The sequence below is a fragment of the Mechercharimyces mesophilus genome (assembly GCF_059818345.1).
The window spans coordinates 823,996-841,595 of the sequence record NZ_JCBAPH010000001.1 but is presented as its reverse complement, the minus strand read 5'-3'; the positions used below and the strand labels follow the sequence as shown (position 1 = coordinate 841,595).

The 17,600-nt window shown below is 47.4% G+C and carries 14 protein-coding genes and 1 pseudogene; 3 read left to right on the top strand and 12 right to left on the bottom strand.

Annotation, left to right across the window (positions count from 1 at the left end; genetic code table 11):
- Window positions 1-146: 146 nt before the first annotated feature.
- From AC6RGY_RS04335 to AC6RGY_RS04300, 8 genes are all read right to left on the bottom strand, one after another.
- A complete protein-coding gene (locus tag AC6RGY_RS04335) occupies window positions 147-1,475 on the bottom strand; it encodes a dihydrolipoamide acetyltransferase family protein (protein ID WP_499859964.1) in 1,329 nt (442 codons plus the stop codon).
- Window positions 1,476-1,502: 27 nt separating this feature from the next.
- A complete protein-coding gene (locus AC6RGY_RS04330) occupies window positions 1,503-2,486 on the bottom strand; it encodes an alpha-ketoacid dehydrogenase subunit beta (protein WP_499859963.1) in 984 nt (327 codons plus the stop codon).
- Between the two features lie 14 nt (window positions 2,487-2,500).
- Window positions 2,501-3,502, bottom strand: coding sequence for a thiamine pyrophosphate-dependent dehydrogenase E1 component subunit alpha (locus AC6RGY_RS04325; RefSeq protein ID WP_499859962.1), 1,002 nt, complete (start codon window positions 3,500-3,502; stop codon window positions 2,501-2,503).
- Between the two features lie 159 nt (window positions 3,503-3,661).
- Window positions 3,662-5,086, bottom strand: coding sequence for a dihydrolipoyl dehydrogenase (lpdA, locus tag AC6RGY_RS04320; RefSeq protein ID WP_499859961.1), 1,425 nt, complete (start codon window positions 5,084-5,086; stop codon window positions 3,662-3,664).
- A 24-nt stretch (window positions 5,087-5,110) separates the two neighbouring features.
- Window positions 5,111-6,193: a butyrate kinase gene (gene buk / locus AC6RGY_RS04315; protein ID WP_499861460.1), complete on the bottom strand. Its 1,083-nt coding sequence runs from the start codon at window positions 6,191-6,193 to the stop codon at window positions 5,111-5,113.
- Between the two features lie 42 nt (window positions 6,194-6,235).
- Window positions 6,236-7,327 (bottom strand): Glu/Leu/Phe/Val family dehydrogenase, encoded by a 1,092-nt coding sequence (locus tag AC6RGY_RS04310; RefSeq protein WP_499859960.1) that lies wholly within the window; start codon window positions 7,325-7,327, stop codon window positions 6,236-6,238.
- On the bottom strand, window positions 7,327-8,262 hold the full coding sequence (locus tag AC6RGY_RS04305) for a phosphate butyryltransferase (RefSeq protein WP_499859959.1): 936 nt from the start codon (window positions 8,260-8,262) through the stop codon (window positions 7,327-7,329). The genes AC6RGY_RS04310 and AC6RGY_RS04305 overlap by 1 nt, the downstream gene beginning before the upstream one ends.
- A 245-nt stretch (window positions 8,263-8,507) precedes the next feature.
- Complete coding sequence (locus tag AC6RGY_RS04300) at window positions 8,508-10,565, bottom strand: sigma-54 interaction domain-containing protein (RefSeq protein ID WP_499859958.1); 2,058 nt, start codon at window positions 10,563-10,565, stop codon at window positions 8,508-8,510.
- 164 nt (window positions 10,566-10,729) lie between these two features.
- Here AC6RGY_RS04300 and AC6RGY_RS04295 point away from each other — a divergent pair, with 164 nt between their 5' ends.
- From AC6RGY_RS04295 to AC6RGY_RS04285, 3 genes and pseudogenes are all read left to right on the top strand, one after another.
- Complete coding sequence (locus AC6RGY_RS04295; protein ID WP_499859957.1) at window positions 10,730-11,008, top strand: DUF2627 family protein; 279 nt, start codon at window positions 10,730-10,732, stop codon at window positions 11,006-11,008.
- A gap of 248 nt (window positions 11,009-11,256) precedes the next feature.
- Complete coding sequence (locus AC6RGY_RS04290; protein WP_499859956.1) at window positions 11,257-12,096, top strand: DUF2785 domain-containing protein; 840 nt, start codon at window positions 11,257-11,259, stop codon at window positions 12,094-12,096.
- Window positions 12,097-12,453: 357 nt separating this feature from the next.
- Window positions 12,454-13,134, top strand: a pseudogene (locus AC6RGY_RS04285) (superoxide dismutase); the annotation flags it as partial.
- 146 nt (window positions 13,135-13,280) lie between these two features.
- Here AC6RGY_RS04285 and AC6RGY_RS04280 read toward each other — a convergent pair.
- The 4 genes from AC6RGY_RS04280 to spoIVB form a co-directional block, all read right to left on the bottom strand.
- Window positions 13,281-14,273, bottom strand: a complete 993-nt coding sequence (locus AC6RGY_RS04280) for a vanadium-dependent haloperoxidase (protein ID WP_499859955.1) — start codon at window positions 14,271-14,273, stop codon at window positions 13,281-13,283.
- Window positions 14,274-14,437: 164 nt separating this feature from the next.
- Entirely contained in the window at window positions 14,438-15,145 is a 708-nt protein-coding gene (locus AC6RGY_RS04275) for a glycosyltransferase family 2 protein (RefSeq protein WP_499859954.1), read from the bottom strand.
- 81 nt (window positions 15,146-15,226) lie between these two features.
- Window positions 15,227-16,000 (bottom strand): sporulation transcription factor Spo0A, encoded by a 774-nt coding sequence (gene spo0A, locus AC6RGY_RS04270; protein ID WP_499861459.1) that lies wholly within the window; start codon window positions 15,998-16,000, stop codon window positions 15,227-15,229.
- Between the two features lie 130 nt (window positions 16,001-16,130).
- A complete protein-coding gene (spoIVB, locus tag AC6RGY_RS04265; protein ID WP_499859953.1) occupies window positions 16,131-17,465 on the bottom strand; it encodes a SpoIVB peptidase in 1,335 nt (444 codons plus the stop codon).
- Window positions 17,466-17,600: the final 135 nt, after the last annotated feature.

Sequence of the window (17,600 nt, the reverse complement as noted above, 5' to 3'; positions counted from 1 at the left end):
GAAAGAGACGGATAGACCGGATGGGATCGCCCTCCTATGATCACCCCATCGAAGCAGATAAACAAATAGCCCTTCCCTTCGCTACAGAAGTGGCGAAGGGAAGGGCTTTTCTTATCAATAATATTTCGGTGTGATCTCTTCTGTGATTACAACTGTGTTTGCGGGCCGTACGCTTCTAGACGTTCTTTGACACGTTGCAAGAAGCGTCCTGCCATCAACCCATCCAGGATGCGATGATCCAAAGAGAGACAGAGGTTCACATGATCACGCACGGCAATCATATCGTCTTTGATGACCGGTTTCTTCACGATCGATTCCATCGAGATAATGGCCGCCTGTGGATAGTTAATAATCGGCTGTGAAGCGATCGAACCAAAGGAACCGGTATTATTCACCGTGAAGGTACCACCTTGTAGATCCTCCATCGATAATTTCCCATCCCTGGTTTTTTCAGCAAGACGATGAACGGCTTTCGCCAGCCCCAGCACGCTCTTCTCATCCGCATCATGGATAACAGGAACATAGAGAGCATCATCAGTCGCCACCGCGATCGAAATGTTGATGCGCTTCTTCAAAATGATCTTGTCTCCACCCCATACAGAGTTCAGGTGCGGGAATTCCTTCATCGAATCGACGACAGCCTTGATAAAGAATGGCATATACGTCAGGCTAATGCCTTCCCGTTGTTTGAAATCATCTTTCATTTTCTTACGTAGTTGCACAAGTCCCGTCACATCCGCTTCTACCATCGTCCAAGCATGGGGAGCTTCGTGCTTACTTTGCGACATGCGTTGGGCAATGGTTTTGCGCACGGTCGTCAACGGGATTTCTTGATCGCCTTCTTCTAAATCAACCTCTTTTGGTGCTGATGCCGGCTTAGAAGTGCTAGCAGGCGTTGACGACGGAGCGGTAGAGGGCGCCTCTGTAGTCGAAGATGACGCTTCGGCTGCCGCTGGGGTTCCTCCTTGTTCAATCACCTGTAAAATATCCTTACGGGTGATCCGTCCTCCTTTGCCCCTGCCTGCAACCTGCGTGAGATCAATATCATTTTCTTGCGCCAGTCGCATCACCGCTGGGGAATAGCGCGCTTTCTGCGAGCGATCTTGTTTCGCAGGAGATGCCTTCTCTCCTGCCGGCTGCTTCGCTTGAGATGAAGAGGGTGCTCCTGTAGATGCTTGAGTAGATTTCTCCGCCGTTTTTCCTGAGGATGCTTCTGGTGCGGGCGTTGCTGCTTCACCCTCTTGTTGAATGCGACAGATCAATTCGCCCACGGCGATGGTCTGCCCTTCCTCTGCCAAAAGCTCTGTCACCTTGCCTGCAAAGGTAGCCGGTACTTCTGCATTTACTTTATCCGTTTCTACTTCGCATAAGGGCTGATACTTGCTTACTTCGTCACCTGGTGAGACCAACCAATTGGAAATGGTCCCCTCGGTCACACTCTCGCCTAATTGCGGCATCGTAACATCGGTTGCCATGAATTTTCCTCCTTCCAACTATCGCAATTAAAACTCCGCCAATTCACGGATGGCAGTAGCTACTTTTTCCGGGTTGAGCATAAATTCTTTTTCCAGTGGTCCACTGTAGGGCATCGCCGGAACGTCCGGGCCACACAAGCGTTGAATAGGGGCATCGAGCTCAAAAAGGGCTTCTTCTGCAATAATCGCGGATACTTCGCCACCCACACCACCTGATTTATTATCTTCATGAACAATAAGTACTTTCCCCGTCTTGGCCGTCGCCTCCAGAATCGCTTCTTTATCTAGCGGTTGCACCGTACGAAGATCCAAGACATGAACACTGATGCCCTCTTTCTCCAATTCCTCTGCCGCTTGCAGCGCAAAGTGGAGCGTCAGTCCATAAGAGATTACCGTCACATCCGTGCCTTCCCGCTTCACATCCGCTTTCCCGATCGGCAAGGTGTAATCCTCATCCGGTACTTCCCCTTTGATCAAACGGTAGCAACGCTTGTGCTCAAAAAAGATAACAGGATCTTCGTCGCGAACGGCTGCCTTAAGTAGTCCCTTCACATCGTATGGCGTCGAAGGCATCACCACTTTAAGACCTGGCACAGAAGTAAACAGCGCTTCCACACTTTGCGAATGATAAAGGGCGCCGTGCACCCCTCCCCCATAAGGAGCACGAATCACCATAGGGCAGTGGAACGTATTATTGGAGCGATAGCGCATTTTGGCGGCTTCACTCACAATCTGATTCAATGCGGGCATAATAAAATCAGCAAATTGCATCTCTGCTACCGGGCGTTTGCCGTAGACCGAGGCACCGATGGAAACACCTGCAATAGCCGATTCGGTTAAGGGAGTATCTATTACGCGCTCTTCGCCAAACTCTTCGATCAGACCAGCGGTAGCACGAAATACACCACCGCGTACACCCACATCTTCCCCTAAGACAAATACATTTTCGTCGCGTCGCATCTCTTCTGCCAACGCTTTCGTCACAGCATCAATATATGACATTACCGGCATATCTCACTCGCCTCCTATTCCGCTTCCTCTGCATATACATGTGTTGCCATTTCACTTGGATCAGGCAAGGGAGCGCTCTCCCCAAAGTCTGTCGCTTCATCAATTTCGTGTGCGATCTCATCGTTCATCGCTTTTTCCTTCTCTTCCGTCAGCACACCTGCTTCCAATAAGTAAGCGCGGAACTGGACCAAAGAATCTTGTGCGCGTGCCTCTTCCACTTCTTTCTTCTCACGATAGGTACTATCATCATCATCACTGGAGTGTGGAACCAGACGATAGGAAATCGCTTCGACCAAAGTAGGACCATCGCCACGGCGAGCACGATCAACTGCCTCTTTCATCACTTCATATACAGCAAGGGGATCATTTCCATCTACCTGAATTCCTGGCATACCATAACCTGCGCCACGTGCTGCCACACTTCCTCCAGCCAATTGTTTGCTCAGTGGAACGGAGATGGCGTATTTATTATTTTCACAGAGGAAGATCACCGGCAATTTATGTACTCCGGCAAAGTTGAGCCCCTCATGGAAATCACCTTGGTTGCTGGACCCCTCGCCAAAGCAGGTAAGGGCCACATGATCTTTGCCTTCCATTTTACCCGCCAATCCAATACCCACGGCGTGCAGAAGCTGGGTCGTTACCGGGCTGGAACCAGAGACGATACGGTAGCGTGCATCCCCATAGTGTCCCGGCATTTGACGACCACCGCTATTGGGTTCATCTTTCTTGGCAAAAGCACATAACATCTGATCCTGTGCCGTTTGTCCAAAGACAAGGGCCATCCCTAAATCACGGTAGTAGGGACACAACCAGTCCTTTTCGCGATCCAAAGCGAAAGTTGCTCCCACTTGAATCCCTTCCTGTCCTTGACAAGAGATAACAAAAGGGATCTTGCCTGCACGGTTTAACAACCACATGCGCTCATCGATACGGCGCGCTAAGAGCATGTAGCGGTACATGCTAAGTACATCTTCATCTGTTAATCCTAATTGAACGTGCCTGGATGTTGCCATTATTGTTCACTCCTTTATTGGGAAGCTAGAGGTTGAAGACAGGAGGCTAGAATCAGCTTTGCCTTCTTTCTCCTCCTTCTTCACCCTACTCTACTCCCTATCTTTACACTCTGTTATTTCTTTTTTCCTGCTTCTGACTGCCTACCTCTTCTCTTTCACTTAACCGTGTATCGCCTTACCATCTACCTTCATCGCACCCTCTGCGTAGATCTCAGATAGTGTTGGATGAGGATGAACAGTATGACTGATCTCCCATGGTGTTGCATCCAATACTTTCGCCAATCCTGCTTCCGATATCAGGTCGGTCGCATGAGGACCAATAATATGAACCCCTAAAAGGTCTTCTGTCTCTTTATCCGAAATAATTTTGATAAAGCCGTCCACTTCGCCGTATACGATGGATTTCCCAATGGAGCGGAAAGGAAGCTTGCCCACCTTAACATCAAAGCCTTGCTCCTTCGCTTCCGCTTCCGATAGCCCAATACTTCCTACTTCAGGACGACTGTAGGTACAGCGGGGTACCATCGATGGATCGAGTGGATGCGGGTCTCCTCCCGCCAGATGTTCGGCTGCCGTTATGCCTTCGTGAGAAGCCACATGGGCCAGCTGATAACCACCCACAATATCCCCAATAGCATAGATATGTTTCTCCGCTGTCTGCATCACATCATTTACCTGAACGATGCCTTTTTCCACTTTGATGGCCGTATTTTCAATGCCAATTCCTGCGGTGTTCGGCTCGCGACCCACGCAAACCAAGACACGTTCCGCCTGCAGATCCAACGTTTTCCCATCTTTTTCTGCCTGGAGATTGACGCTTCCTTCTCCCACCTGAACGCTGTCTGACAAGACTTTCGCGTTGGTGTGTACTTTTACTTTTCGTTTTTTCAATAGGCGGGTCATTTCTTTGCTCACGTCCACATCTTCAAAAGGAAGAATCCGCTCAGCAAATTCCACAACAGTCACATCCACACCAAAGTCGTTTAACATGGATGCCCATTCAATTCCGATCACGCCACCACCGATGATCACCATCGATGCTGGTAACTTCTCTAATTGCAGAGCATGATCGGAGTTAAGAATATATTCGCCGTCTAGCTCTAGACCAGGAAGCGAACGCGGACGCGAACCGGTTGCGATGATCACATTATCCGGAATCAGCATCTCCGCTTCACTACCATCTGCTTTTTCAACCGCTATCGTTCCCGGTTGAGGGGAAAAGATCGAAGGTCCTAAGATGCGCCCAATCCCTTCATAAACGGAGATATCGTGTTGCTTTAAAAGGCTCTGCACCCCTTTATGAAGCTGGTCCACTACTTTGCCTTTGCGTTGTTGCACCAAATTCATATCGAGGCGCACATCGCCCACCGCAATCCCATATTCTTCACTATGCTGCATCTGGTGATAGAGCTCGGCACTACGTAGCATCGACTTGGAAGGAATGCATCCTTTGTGTAAACAAACGCCGCCTACCTTTTCTTTTTCGACAACGGCCACCTTTTTTCCCAGTTGTGCAGCTCGAATGGCTGCAACATAGCCACCGGGACCGGCTCCTAATACGACGACATCATAATTGGTTGCCAACCTCTCCACTCCTTTCTCTGATTCCTATAATGATGTATAGATGGCGGCTTCTTCTTGCCCGCGCAACACACGCAAAGCTCCTTCTGTAAGCGCTTGCATCTCATTTTCTCCCGGAATGACCTCCACATCGGCAATCCAAGAGACTCTTTCACGAATCCAATCACAAAACACCTGACCGTAAGCAAGCCCGCCTGTGAGAATGATGCGATCGACTTGTCCTTTCAATACGGTCGCATAAGCACCGATTTCTTTCGCAACTTGATAAGCCATCGCCTCATAGACTAAACGCGCTTCTTGCTCTCCCTGTTCCATGCGCTCTTCTACCTCACGTGCATCATTGGTCCCTAAGTAACCCATCAGCCCACCGTTTCCAACAATCATTTTCATGATTTCGCTCGCAAAGTACTTCCCGGAGAAACTGAGTGCGATGAGGTCTCCGACGGGCAGGGTGCCTGCTCGCTCTGGGGAAAACGGACCTTCCCCATGGAGGCCATTATTCACATCGATCACTCGTCCCCGCTGATGAGCACCGACCGTAATTCCGCCCCCCATGTGGGCGATAATGAAGTTTAGCTCTTCATAGGGGCGATCCAGCTTCATCGATACACGCCGCGCTACGGCTTTTTGATTCAACGCGTGGAAGATACTGCGCCGTTCTATCTCCGGTACGCCAGAGACACGGGCGATGGGTTCGTATTCATCCACCACGACGGGATCCACAATAAAAGAGGGGATGTTTAAGCTAGAAGCAATCTCGTGAGCCAAAACCGCCCCTAAATTGGATGCATGGGTCCCATACTGGCCAGATCGGAGGTCGTTAATCATTTCTTCATTGACGGGGTACGTTCCTCCTGGTATCGGACGGAGCAAGCCCCCACGACCCACCACCGCATTTAGTCGCGTCAGATTAATCCCTTCCCGATCCAGCGTCTCCAAAATCAACTGCTTGCGATACTTATACTGGTCAAATAACTCGGGGTAGTTCGCTAAGGTCTCCCCGTCATGGCGTAACGTTTCTACTACGACTTCTTTTTCATCGTCATAAACGGCGATTTTGGTGGAAGTCGATCCCGGGTTGATCGCCAGTACCCGAATCGTCTCATGCACATCCAACACTCCATTTCTCCTACTACCAACTAGCTCGAAAGATTAGCGGTCCAAAATACTTTGCTCATTGCGCAAGAACATACTGCGCGATTGACGCACCGATGCGATTCGCTCTTCCGCCATCCGATCCGCTGCTAAATTACTCGAAATGCCATCTCGCTTGGCAATGGTAAATACACGCTCAATGTTGTCATAAATACTTTCTACACGCTTCATCGCCCGCTCACGGTTATAGCCGATCAGCTCATCGGCAACGTTAAATACGCCACCTGCGTTGATCACATAATCTGGCGCATAGACAATCCCACGTTCTTGTAATTCTTTTCCGTGATGGTCTGCTTTTAGTTGGTTATTGGCAGCACCAGCAATGACTTTGCATTGAAAGCGTGGCAGGGTATCGTCATTGATGATGGCCCCGAGAGCGCATGGTGAGAAGATGTCACAGGCAACATCATAAATTTTATCCGGCGCTACGGTTTCTGCACCGAAATCACGCACCGCTCGTTCCATGTTTTGCTTATTGATATCCGTTACGATCAGTTTGGCCCCTTCTTCATGCAGGTGCTTACACAACGTATAAGCTACACTACCTACCCCCTGCACAGCCACCGTTTTTCCTTCAAGGGAATCATCGCCAAAAGCCTCTTTGGCTGCTGCTTTTACGCCACGATAAACACCGTAAGCGGTTACTGGAGAAGGATTCCCGCTGGAACCAAACTCTGGGGAAACACCGGTAACAAAGTTGGTCTCTTGATGAATAAGATCCATGTCCTCCACTGTCGTCCCTACATCTTCCGCTGTAATGTAGCGGCCATTAAGCCCTTGAATGTAACGACCAAATGCGCGGAACATCTCTTCACTCTTATCTTTTTTCGGGTCACCAATAATCACGGTTTTTCCGCCACCAATATTTAAGCCTGCAGCAGCGTTTTTATATGTCATCCCACGAGCCAGTCGTAAGACATCCTCGATCGCCTCTTCTTCGGTCTTATACGTCCACATACGTGTTCCACCTAAAGCAGGTCCTAACGTCGTATCATGGATACAGATAATGGCCTTGAGGCCGGAGTTTTTATCATGACAGAATACCAATTGCTCATAATCGTATTCCTCCATGCGAGTAAATAAGTTCATTACAAACTCCTCCTTGTTCTTGCTTTTTGTTGGCGCGCTTGTAAAGCGGCTAATGCGATCGAGCGCAACTTGTTTTCATGACCATCTGCACGAGAAGTAAGCACCACAGGTGCAGATGCTCCTACAACCAATGATCCGATCTGGCTGTGGGCAAAATACGAAAGTGCTTTGTATAAAATATTACCTGATTCGATATTGGGCACCATCAATACATCTGCCTGACCCGCAACAGCACTTTCAATTCCTTTTTGCTGCGCTGATTCCCATGAGATAGCACTATCTAGGGCCAGTGGGCCATCCACAAGAGCCCCTTTAATTTGGCCTCGGCGATTCATTTGCGTCAGCACAGCAGCATCCATCGTAGGTGGCATATTGGGGTTTACCAATTCGATCGCCCCTAATATGGCTACCTTCGGTTCTGCCACTCCTAACGAATGACCGAGAGAGACAGCATTCTCGATGATTTGCTTTTTTTCGTTTAAAGTTGGTGCAATATTTAATCCAGAATCCGTCACCAACACCAGCCGGTCATAGCCAGGAATCTGAAAAGCCGCCACATGACTTAATACCTTCCCTTGTGCTAACCCGTTTTCTTTATGCAGAACGGCACGCAAGAAGTCGGCTGTCTGAATCATGCCTTTCATCACGATATCTGCTTTTTGTTCTTTCACGAGTCGCACGGCTTCGCTAGCCGCTTTTGCCTGCACAGGTTGATGAATCACTTCCACCTCTTGCAGGGAAAAGTGGTTCAACTCAGCAATCCGCTCAATCTCTTCACGATCATCAATCAAGATGAAGTTGGCAATTCCTTGCTGTTGCGCATCGGTGATGGCTTCCATCACATTACGATCGGCAGCCGCCGCTACGGCAATCGTAACAGGCTCGTATGCTTTGACTGTATTTATTACTTCATCAAAATGACGTAGGAGAGTCATCTATCCCACCTCGTCTTTCTACATTTCTTAGTACTAGCTGGCACGAGAGCCTTTCACTCTAAATTAAATGCAATTTCCATGCCAACTTTTTGAGAGATACAAAAAAAAGGCTTCTATCCCTGGTTTGACAGTCAAAAAAAGTCTTCTTCTGTCAATTAAAAAGCGAATTCCATTCCGAAAGTCTGCAATCATTTGCAGAGATAGCGCATGTCATTGCCTGCAAAAAATTGCAGACATAAAGGAGGTTAGTGTGAGTCAAGTTCGTATTTTTCCAGTTTATAGTAAAGACTGCGAATGGAAATGCCTAGCTGCTTCGCCGTCTTTGTCTTGTTCCCATTATTATCTTCCAATACCTGATAGATATGTTCCTTTTCCGTATCATCCAGTATCTCTTGTAGCGATGGCTGTTCACTCCGTTCGTGATTCTTCGCCACATATCCCCTGTCTCTTCTCTCCGATAACAGAGGGAGATGATCCGCTTGCATGACACGCTCATGAAAGGGCATATGAATCATCGCTCGACCCAATACATTCTCCAGCTCTCTCACGTTACCCGGCCAATAATAACGTTGTAGCTCGCTAATCGCCTTGGGGTTAATCTCTTCTACATTACGGCCATACTCTTGATTAAACTTCTTTATTAAGTGAATGGAGAGAGCATGCAGGTCTTCCATTCGCTCTCGTAGTGAGGGAATGAATATGGGGAGTACATTGAGACGATAAAAGAGGTCTTTCCGAAAACGTTGCTCCGAAATCGCCTGTTCCAAATCAACATTGGTCGCTGCCAGCACCCGTACATCGATCGGAATCGGTTTCGTGCCACCGACACGCACGACTTCCTTTTCCTGCAGAACGCGTAACAATTTTGCCTGAATGCCAGGTGCAAGCTCTCCAATTTCATCTAGAAAAATTGTTCCCCCGCTCGCCTCTTCAAATAATCCCTTTTTCCCACCGCGACGAGCCCCCGTAAATGCCCCTTCTTCATAACCAAATAGTTCACTTTCTAACAGGGATTCAGAGATAGCAGCACAATTGACTCGGATAAATTGATGGTACTTCCGATCCGAATCGTGGTGAATGGCATGGGCAAAAAGCTCTTTTCCTGTCCCAGATTCCCCCCGCAAGAGTACGGTCGCAGGTGTACTGGCGGCTTGTTTTGCTTGCGTAAAAGCCGTTTGCATCACTTTGCTATCACCAATAATATCAGAAAATGTATATTTCGCTTCCAAGGTACGGATAATACGCCTCGCTTTTTCTAATTCATTATAGAGCGATTTCATTTCCGACATATCATGAATAATGCCGACGCTCCCTTTCTGCTCTTCTCCAATGACAATCGGCGCCACGTTGACCACAACATCTTTACGTAGAGGGCCGACCTTCATCCGTGCACCACGAATCGCTTTATTGGTACGAAGAACTTTCATGTGGATGCTTTCCCCTTCTGATATATCGGTCTCCGCCGGCTTTCCAATCACATCCTCCGGGGAAAGCCCTGTCAAACGCGTATATGCCGGATTAATCAACAACCCCTTCCCATTCGCATCCACAACTGAGATGGCATCATCGGATGAGTTGATAATCGCTTGCAGGAGACTTCGCATACTTTCCAAATCCGTCACCTGTTGCGTAAGTGACAGAACCTCCGTCACATCGCGAAAAACGGCTACCGCACCAATCACTTCGCCCGCTTTGGTCTTCACCGGAACGCGGTTCGTTACAATACTTACCCCATTGATTAGCTTTTGCTGACGGTTCAGTTCCGGTTTTCCCTGTTGCAGCACATAGTCGAGGCGCGTATTGGGGATCGACTCTTCTACCCAGGTCCCCATCACCGATTCTGCAGACAGACCAATTAAGCGTTCCGCCGCCCGATTAAAGAGTGTCACTTTCCCCTCTCGATTGACGGCAATCATGCCATCATGAGTAGAATTGACGATGGCATCCAATTCGCGCTGGCGGATTCGCCACGCTGCAAACCATTTTTCTTTCTCTACAATCAGCTGGAGCATCAAGCTGGCAACGGCACCCGAAACCACTAAGGCACTTTGACCTACTTTTTCACACAATGCTTCGTATACCTTTGGCTCCCCTGTTACCTCTAATATGACATCCGGGTGAAAACGCAAAAAGGGTTGCACTTCTTCACCCGTGGGGATTTCCCAAGAGCGAGCGATCTCCATTGCAGGGGCATGTGGATCAATATCGACCACACCCACAACAGAAATATTCTCCAATCCATGAATCGTACGTAAGAGGGCTGTTCCACCTTTGCCTGCTCCAACAATCAACAGCCTTTTCATACACATCCCCCTTCCCCATCGCTCTACTTCCTATCTTATCATATGATCTGAAGATGAATCCCTTGATCTCGTAGATGATCTCCGCATAGTCATCACACAAAAAATGCGTTACGATAGAGAAGGTCTACTCTAGTTATCGGAAAACGAAAGGCAGTTGACAATACATGATCTATCAACGGTTAGGAGCATTAATCATCCTTTTGCTCCCTGGTGTGGCCAGCATCTGGGGCTGGACCATCATGCGCGACGTCACCTATGACTTCTTCGCAGGCGAAGGATTTGCTTGGCTTCCTTTTAGTGGCGGGCTCTTCTTGTTACTAATCGGTATCCTGTTTATCGGTGGCTTCATTCTAAGACATGACTCCAAACGAAATTATGTACAGCCGATGATTCAGAAAATCCTACGCCGAAAGAAAAAAGAACACCACACTGAGAAGAAATAGTCCTGTCGGAAGTTGACATAAATGCCGTTTCCTTATGGTTTCATTATCCCACCTGAGATAAAAATCAATCTATTTTAGAGAACATACCGCTCATCTTCAGCCCTCTCTGAGCGGTATTCCTGCTCGCAAAAAAATGATCAGCCCAATATAAACAACACTGACAAGTATATGTCAGTGTTGTTTTGCTATGATCGCATAGAGAGACATAAAAGAATTTCACTCCAATATATTTAAGGGGATAAATCACAATGAAAAATGATCAGTTATTTCAAATTCTGAAGGAAGTAGAAAAAAACGACTATACTATTCAGCAAAAAGATCAGCTCAAGATCATCATGGAAGCCATGTTAGAGCATATAGGAGATACAGATCCGATTTTACGCGACGAATTAATTTATCCCACATTTTATCATTGGATTATTGAAAAACAATATTTTGAACCGATCGAACTCCAACAGTTACTAGACATCTTGCTAGATGACCAACATTTATTTTCCGGTATCGATAAAAAAGAAGATGATGCTGTATTTACGAGGGCGTTCTCCTCTCTCGTCATTGCCTTGATTTTGCATCAACACCGGAAACACCCCTGCTTGTCCAAGAAAAAAATACACACTACCACTGAACAGTTTCTTCACTATATCCACAAAGAAAAGGATCTTCGCGGAATGGTCGAAGGAAAAGGATGGGCTCATGCCGCCGCTCATGGCGCTGATGTACTGGATCAACTGGCATTATGTGAGGAATTAGCGGAACAACACTTTCACCAAATTTTATTAGCCATTGGTCATACCTTATTAAATAATCATTCTATTCTTCACCACGAGGAGGATGAGCGTCTAACTACCGTCGTCTTTCATTTAATACAACATGACAAACTGGCTTCATCTGCCATCACCTCATGGATAGAAAGTCTCACTCCAAAATGTATGTATGGATCGCAGCCAATGGATCACCATCAATATATCGCCCGCATCAACCTTAAAAATTTTGTTCGAAGCTTGTTGTCACGCTTAAGCAAAACCAATCTTTTTGCGCTAAGAGATTCCTTGAGTACAGCCGAATCCAATCTGAATCGCTTTATTTAATCGTTCTTTTTGGAAGCCAGGTGAGGAAGCATGCTCACCTTTCCCCCCTCCTTACATACATTATACAAAGACCCAGACGTACGAGGAGCGAGCTAGATGTTACATGCCCATTGTCGTGCGCAAGCAGATGCAATCAGCCAAAGTGGTTTGTGGATTCTTGATGGCATGAAAAATCACCATGCAGCAGCACTTTCCTCTCAAGAGATCATACAGATCGAAAAGCAATTCCACCATCTTCTCTATCAAGCCAAACGAGGGCCAAATGATTCGCTCTACCTTGCTTCGCTAGCCCATCAAGCCTGGAACCTGTATCAGCACCTTACCCTTCATGCCATGCAGCAACCCGCAAACAGGGGAGGAGCAAACAGCCTCCCTCCTACCATGACCAAAGAGGAGCGAGACTCCCTTCATCCCACACCCATCGGTCAACACCGCCTTCCTCCTCTTCCCTATCCATATAATGCCTTGGAACCTTCCATTGATGAAAAAACGATGCGCTTGCATCATGATATTCATCATCGAGCCTATGTAAATGGACTGAATCAAGCAGAAATCGCTCTCGAACACGCACGGAAAAAGAAAGATTATTCATTCATTTCTTATTGGGAAAATCAATTGGCGTTTAATGGTGCTGGCCATTATCTACACACCATCTTCTGGAACATTATGAGCCCCAACGGTGGAGGGGAGCCTGATGGCTTATTGCGTCAACAGATTGAGCACTACTTCGGGAGCTTCTCTCATTGCAAAGAACAGTTTTCTGCCACCGCGAACAAAGTACAAGGGAGCGGATGGGCGATCCTGACATGGAATGCTCGCTCACAACACCTCGAAATCCTGCAAGTAGAAAAGCACCAGTTAGGTACTCAATGGGAGACCACTCCCTTATTGGTGCTCGATGTTTGGGAACATGCTTATTATTTGAAGTATAACAATCGGCGGAGTGAATACATCGATGAATGGTGGAAAGTGGTTTATTGGCCTGCTGTTGCTAAACGTCTAGAAAAAGCACGGTGTCTTCGTTGGAAGGCAGATTAATATAGAAGATGCATGCCCCCTAGATGGCGGAAAGATGGGCGAGCAGTTTCACCTACTCTCGAAACAGAGTCATCGATCATCCCGCCCATCCACCCCTCTATCGAACTCATGTTATACTCGCTTGTTTGTTTTTACGTGATATCCACTTAATCTCTCCGCCTCGTTCTCCTCGTAGCACGTCTTTTTGCTGGAGGCCTTTTCCTGTCTCTACTTGCCTTTCGTACTCTCCTCGTCTGGTTAACCTGTGCCGATGGACGCACTTTGCGTCGTTTTTTCTTCCTATTTTTTCTGAAAATGAGTTTGGATTCACAATCTGAGGGGAAAGGAAAATCGATACTCTGCTCATAGGGGGGTGGGATCAATTTGGCATCTCCTTGATAACGGACAGGAGAATCCACAGCATGACGCATGTCATCCTTATCATTGGATAAAGTACGTACAATCGCTCGACCCACGGAGCGACCTAATCGCAATCCTTGATAATTATCAATAGGGAAATTAACCAATCCGTAAAGGCGAGAAAGCGCCGCTTCTTCTGCTAAAGCGGTCAATTTCTCTTCTTCTGTAGGAAAGAAAAAGGAGAGTATCGTTGAGGAAACTCCTGCGATAGAAGCATGCCCAGATACATACGAAGGGTGACGCGGAGTACATGTGACGGTACCCAACTCGGAGTTTAGCTGATTCGGACGAGCTACGTTCAGTTTATATTTGAGATACCAAGCAATAACGAGGGTATCATTAATTCCAGCATGAAGAGCAGCCAGGATACGAGCAGCCCACGGAGCGGAAACAAGAAAATTTCCAGAATTTCCTGCTGAGATGTAAGTATCAAGCAGTCGATCTGCCATCGGGGCCCACTGCTTCGTTCCAGGACCTGCACCCCAATATTTGGCGATCGCAATCTTTTCTGGTGTCAATCCCCGTGCGGTTTCCTCCACCACATTTAGTTGCGCATTCCAGTCAATCCTCTCTGGATCGCGCACCATCCCGATGGGGCTTCCAGCCGGATCTAGAAACATTCCATTGGGCGCTCTTCGTAGAAAAAAGAGAGGCCACGTTCCTGCAAGTGATTGTTCCGCATTGCGTGGTGCTTCCTCTTCACCTGCATATGGGAGTTCCGTCCAGCGTTCATAATCCATCTATCTTCCACCTCGCTTTCAATCCCTACTATCATACGTGAAAGCGAGACTTTTGTTCAAAAAAATAGGATGAGCCCCAGAAAAATAGATAAATACCGTTACACTTCGTAAGGGTTTATGTAAAGTAGGCTCATGGAGAAAGGTTAGAAGAAAGAGCACATTCCTTAGCTTCCGGATTCCTGTTTTTTGCTTGCTTCATGGGAAACTCTCCAAAGACGAATAAAGGTAGCAAAAACCCCCCATGCCTCCCGGCTTTTCTTAAATACTGGGATACGTTTTCCCAGATAGGTAAAGTCAATGGGGAGAGGAATTTCTTTCACCACATAGCCCCTGTCCAACGCTTGTATCATCATACTAAGCTCCATGCCCCATCCTCGAGGCTGATAGATCAGGTGTGAAACAATTTCCCGACGTAATGCTCGCTGGCCAGACAAAGGGGCTTGTATCTTTTTCCCTGTGAGCAAATGCACACCCACAGAGGCAAAGCTTCGTAACCGCAACAAGTGCGGACTGCTTTCCTCTGCGGGATAGCGTGCCAAGGTCATATCCGCTTCTCCCCGAAGAAGGGGAGATACCAACGCATGGCAAAGCTTTACTCGCTCCTTCGCCTGCGCATCCAACAACAAAAAGATCGCTCCCCTAGCTGAGCGCATCCCTTCCAACCAAGCTAAGCCTAGTCCAACCTGCTTGGGAAAAATGACTGTTTGGTCTGCATATCGTCTCGCAACCTCATCTGTGTGATCAGAGCTCCCATGATCGACGACTATCACTTCGTCAATACGGCTGGCTTGTCGTAGAGCTCTTAACGTTATGCGCAAGGACTCGGCTTCATTTCTTGTCGCAATCACGGCACTGATCAACGGTTGATCCATCCAGCGTTAGCTCCCTTTTCACCATTTTCTATAGTATGAGGAGCAAAATAAAAGCGCATGTAGAGTAATAACTACCAATTACTAGCCAACTTTGTGTTCAATACGCAGCTTGTCGGCAACCATGGCGATAAACTCGCTATTGGTTGGTTTCGCTTTGCTGACATTGATGGTATAGCCGAATAGGCTTCGTATGGAATCCATGTTTCCACGACTCCATGCCACCTCAATCGCGTGGCGAATCGCACGCTCGACCCGACTAGGGGTGGTATCGTATTTGTCTGCAATTCGTGGATAAAGCGTTTTTGTTATGGCTCCAAGTAGCTCCACTTCGTTGTACACCATATGAATGGCGTCTCGTAGGTAGAGATACCCTTTGATATGAGCCGGTACGCCAATTTCATGAATCACATTGGTGATGCTGGCTTCTAGATTTTGTGGCTTTCTCTGTGTCACGGCAGAAGTGCGAACAGTCTCCGTGGGCCTCCCTTTGATTTGCCGGATCCGATGGGTCAAGACTTCCATATCAAACGGTTTTAAAATATAGTAGGCTGCACCCAATTCGACTGCACGTTGTGTCACATTCTCTTGCCCAAAGGCTGTCAGCATAATGATCTTGGGCATCGGTTGAATGTGACTCGCTTGCAATTTTTCTAGTACACCCAATCCATCCAAATGAGGCATGATAATGTCCAATACTAATACATCAGGAGGATCTTGCTCAATCAACTGCATCACTTCGTTCCCGTGATGTGCAACGCCGATTACCTCCAAATCGTCTTGTTCAGATAAGTACTCTTCTAATAGCCCAGCAAACTCTCGGTTATCGTCTGCTAAGACGACACGAATGGTATCCAATCGAACCGCTCCTTTTCTCCCCACAAAAATCCTCTTTTACTCTCGTTTCTATCTCGTCTTAATTGGTTTCGACACCTACTTATATCAATCCTGCAAAGCTCCACCTATTTTCCGAAATTTTCCGTTTTGCTCATCCGGAAAACAGCGGGCTCAAGTGAGACCCGCTGTCTGTGATCGGAGGAAAGCTACCCGCATCCCTTAACATCCATTCAATGAACGTGGCGTATCCGGAAGTTGGATCATTAACAAATACATGAGTGACCGCCCCGATCAGCTTACCATTCTGTATGATGGGACTCCCGCTCATTCCTTGGACAATCCCGCCCGTCTTCTCTAAAAGCTTGGGATCCGTAATACGGATGATCATTCCTTTAGTAGCTGGAAATTTTTGATCGGATGCATGCAAAATTTCAATATCAAACCGCTCCACTTTTTGTCCTTCAATCACCGTCAAAATTTGGGCGGGTCCTTCTTCTACATCTTCCGCTAATCCAACGGGAACGGTATCGTCCACCTCGCTCCCATCAGGGGCATGCTTCATCTCACCAAAAATTCCAAAGGAGGTATTGCGAACGATCGAACCCAATACATGGTTTTCCTGCATGAATATCGCTCTTTTTTCACCCGGTTCCCCTGATGTTCCCCGTTCGATCGAAGTCACATTGGAACGTACCACCTGGCCGCCCCCAACCTTGATGGGCTCTCCCGTATCGATATCAGCGATCACATGCCCTAAGCCACCGTACACTTGATTTTCCGGATCATAGAAGGTGAGTGTCCCGACACCAGCCGCCGAATCCCGGATATACAAGCCGATTCGATACATTCCCTCTTGTTGATCGTATTGTGGCCTTAGCGAAAGGGATTTTTTCTTCCCTTTACGCATGACCTCCAATTGGAGTGGGTCTCCATTCTCTCCCGCTTCTTGTACGGATTTCGCAACATCCTGTACATCTGTAACCTTCTCACCATTAATCGATTGGATATAATCTCCCACGTAAACAGGTGATTTACTTGAGGATTCTCCTTTTGCCTGCAAGTGATGATGCCCTACTACCAGTACCCCATGCGATTTTAATTTCACCCCGATGGATTGTCCACCTGGCACCACCTTGATTTCGGGTAATACCGATACATGGACTGTCTTCAAGGGCACCTTGCCAAACAAACGCAAAGTAAGTTGTGATTCCCCTCTGTGCTTTGATAAAACAGTCAACGGGTCTTTTAAATTGATGGAGATGGGGGCATGTCCTTGTTGACCATTCACCTCCACGACATCCGGATTAGAGATGGTTGCTGTCGCAAGGGCTGGGAAGGGAAAACGCAATTGTTGCTGCGCACCCATAGTTAAGCGAAGCTCTTTCGGAAAAGAAACAAACTGCTGAAAAGGTGTGGACGTATAACACCAAATGAAACACCAAGCAACGAATAAAACCATCCATTTTTTTCTATCTGTTGGCTGCAAGCGGATCACACTCCTGCTCCTTGCCTACACCTCCACTTTCGATGATGGGTCATCGTAAACTTAAGGTATCCGTGCTGGTTTGCTTTTATGTCCATCAAATGATTCCTACGAACACAAAAACCCTCCACCAGGTTT

What these genes read in the sequence shown, in the direction of transcription:
- AC6RGY_RS04275 (WP_499859954.1), bottom strand. Translation starts at nt 15,145, where the DNA reads ATGGATCAACCGTTGATCAGTGCCGTGATTGCGACAAGAAATGAAGCC.
- AC6RGY_RS04290 (WP_499859956.1), top strand. Translation starts at nt 11,257, where the DNA reads ATGAAAAATGATCAGTTATTTCAAATTCTGAAGGAAGTAGAAAAAAAC.
- AC6RGY_RS04305 (WP_499859959.1), bottom strand. Translation starts at nt 8,262, where the DNA reads ATGACTCTCCTACGTCATTTTGATGAAGTAATAAATACAGTCAAAGCA.
- AC6RGY_RS04280 (WP_499859955.1), bottom strand. Translation starts at nt 14,273, where the DNA reads ATGGATTATGAACGCTGGACGGAACTCCCATATGCAGGTGAAGAGGAA.
- AC6RGY_RS04310 (WP_499859960.1), bottom strand. Translation starts at nt 7,327, where the DNA reads ATGAACTTATTTACTCGCATGGAGGAATACGATTATGAGCAATTGGTA.
- AC6RGY_RS04300 (WP_499859958.1), bottom strand. Translation starts at nt 10,565, where the DNA reads ATGAAAAGGCTGTTGATTGTTGGAGCAGGCAAAGGTGGAACAGCCCTC.
- AC6RGY_RS04335 (WP_499859964.1), bottom strand. Translation starts at nt 1,475, where the DNA reads ATGGCAACCGATGTTACGATGCCGCAATTAGGCGAGAGTGTGACCGAG.
- AC6RGY_RS04330 (WP_499859963.1), bottom strand. Translation starts at nt 2,486, where the DNA reads ATGCCGGTAATGTCATATATTGATGCTGTGACGAAAGCGTTGGCAGAA.
- AC6RGY_RS04325 (WP_499859962.1), bottom strand. Translation starts at nt 3,502, where the DNA reads ATGGCAACATCCAGGCACGTTCAATTAGGATTAACAGATGAAGATGTA.
- AC6RGY_RS04295 (WP_499859957.1), top strand. Translation starts at nt 10,730, where the DNA reads ATGATCTATCAACGGTTAGGAGCATTAATCATCCTTTTGCTCCCTGGT.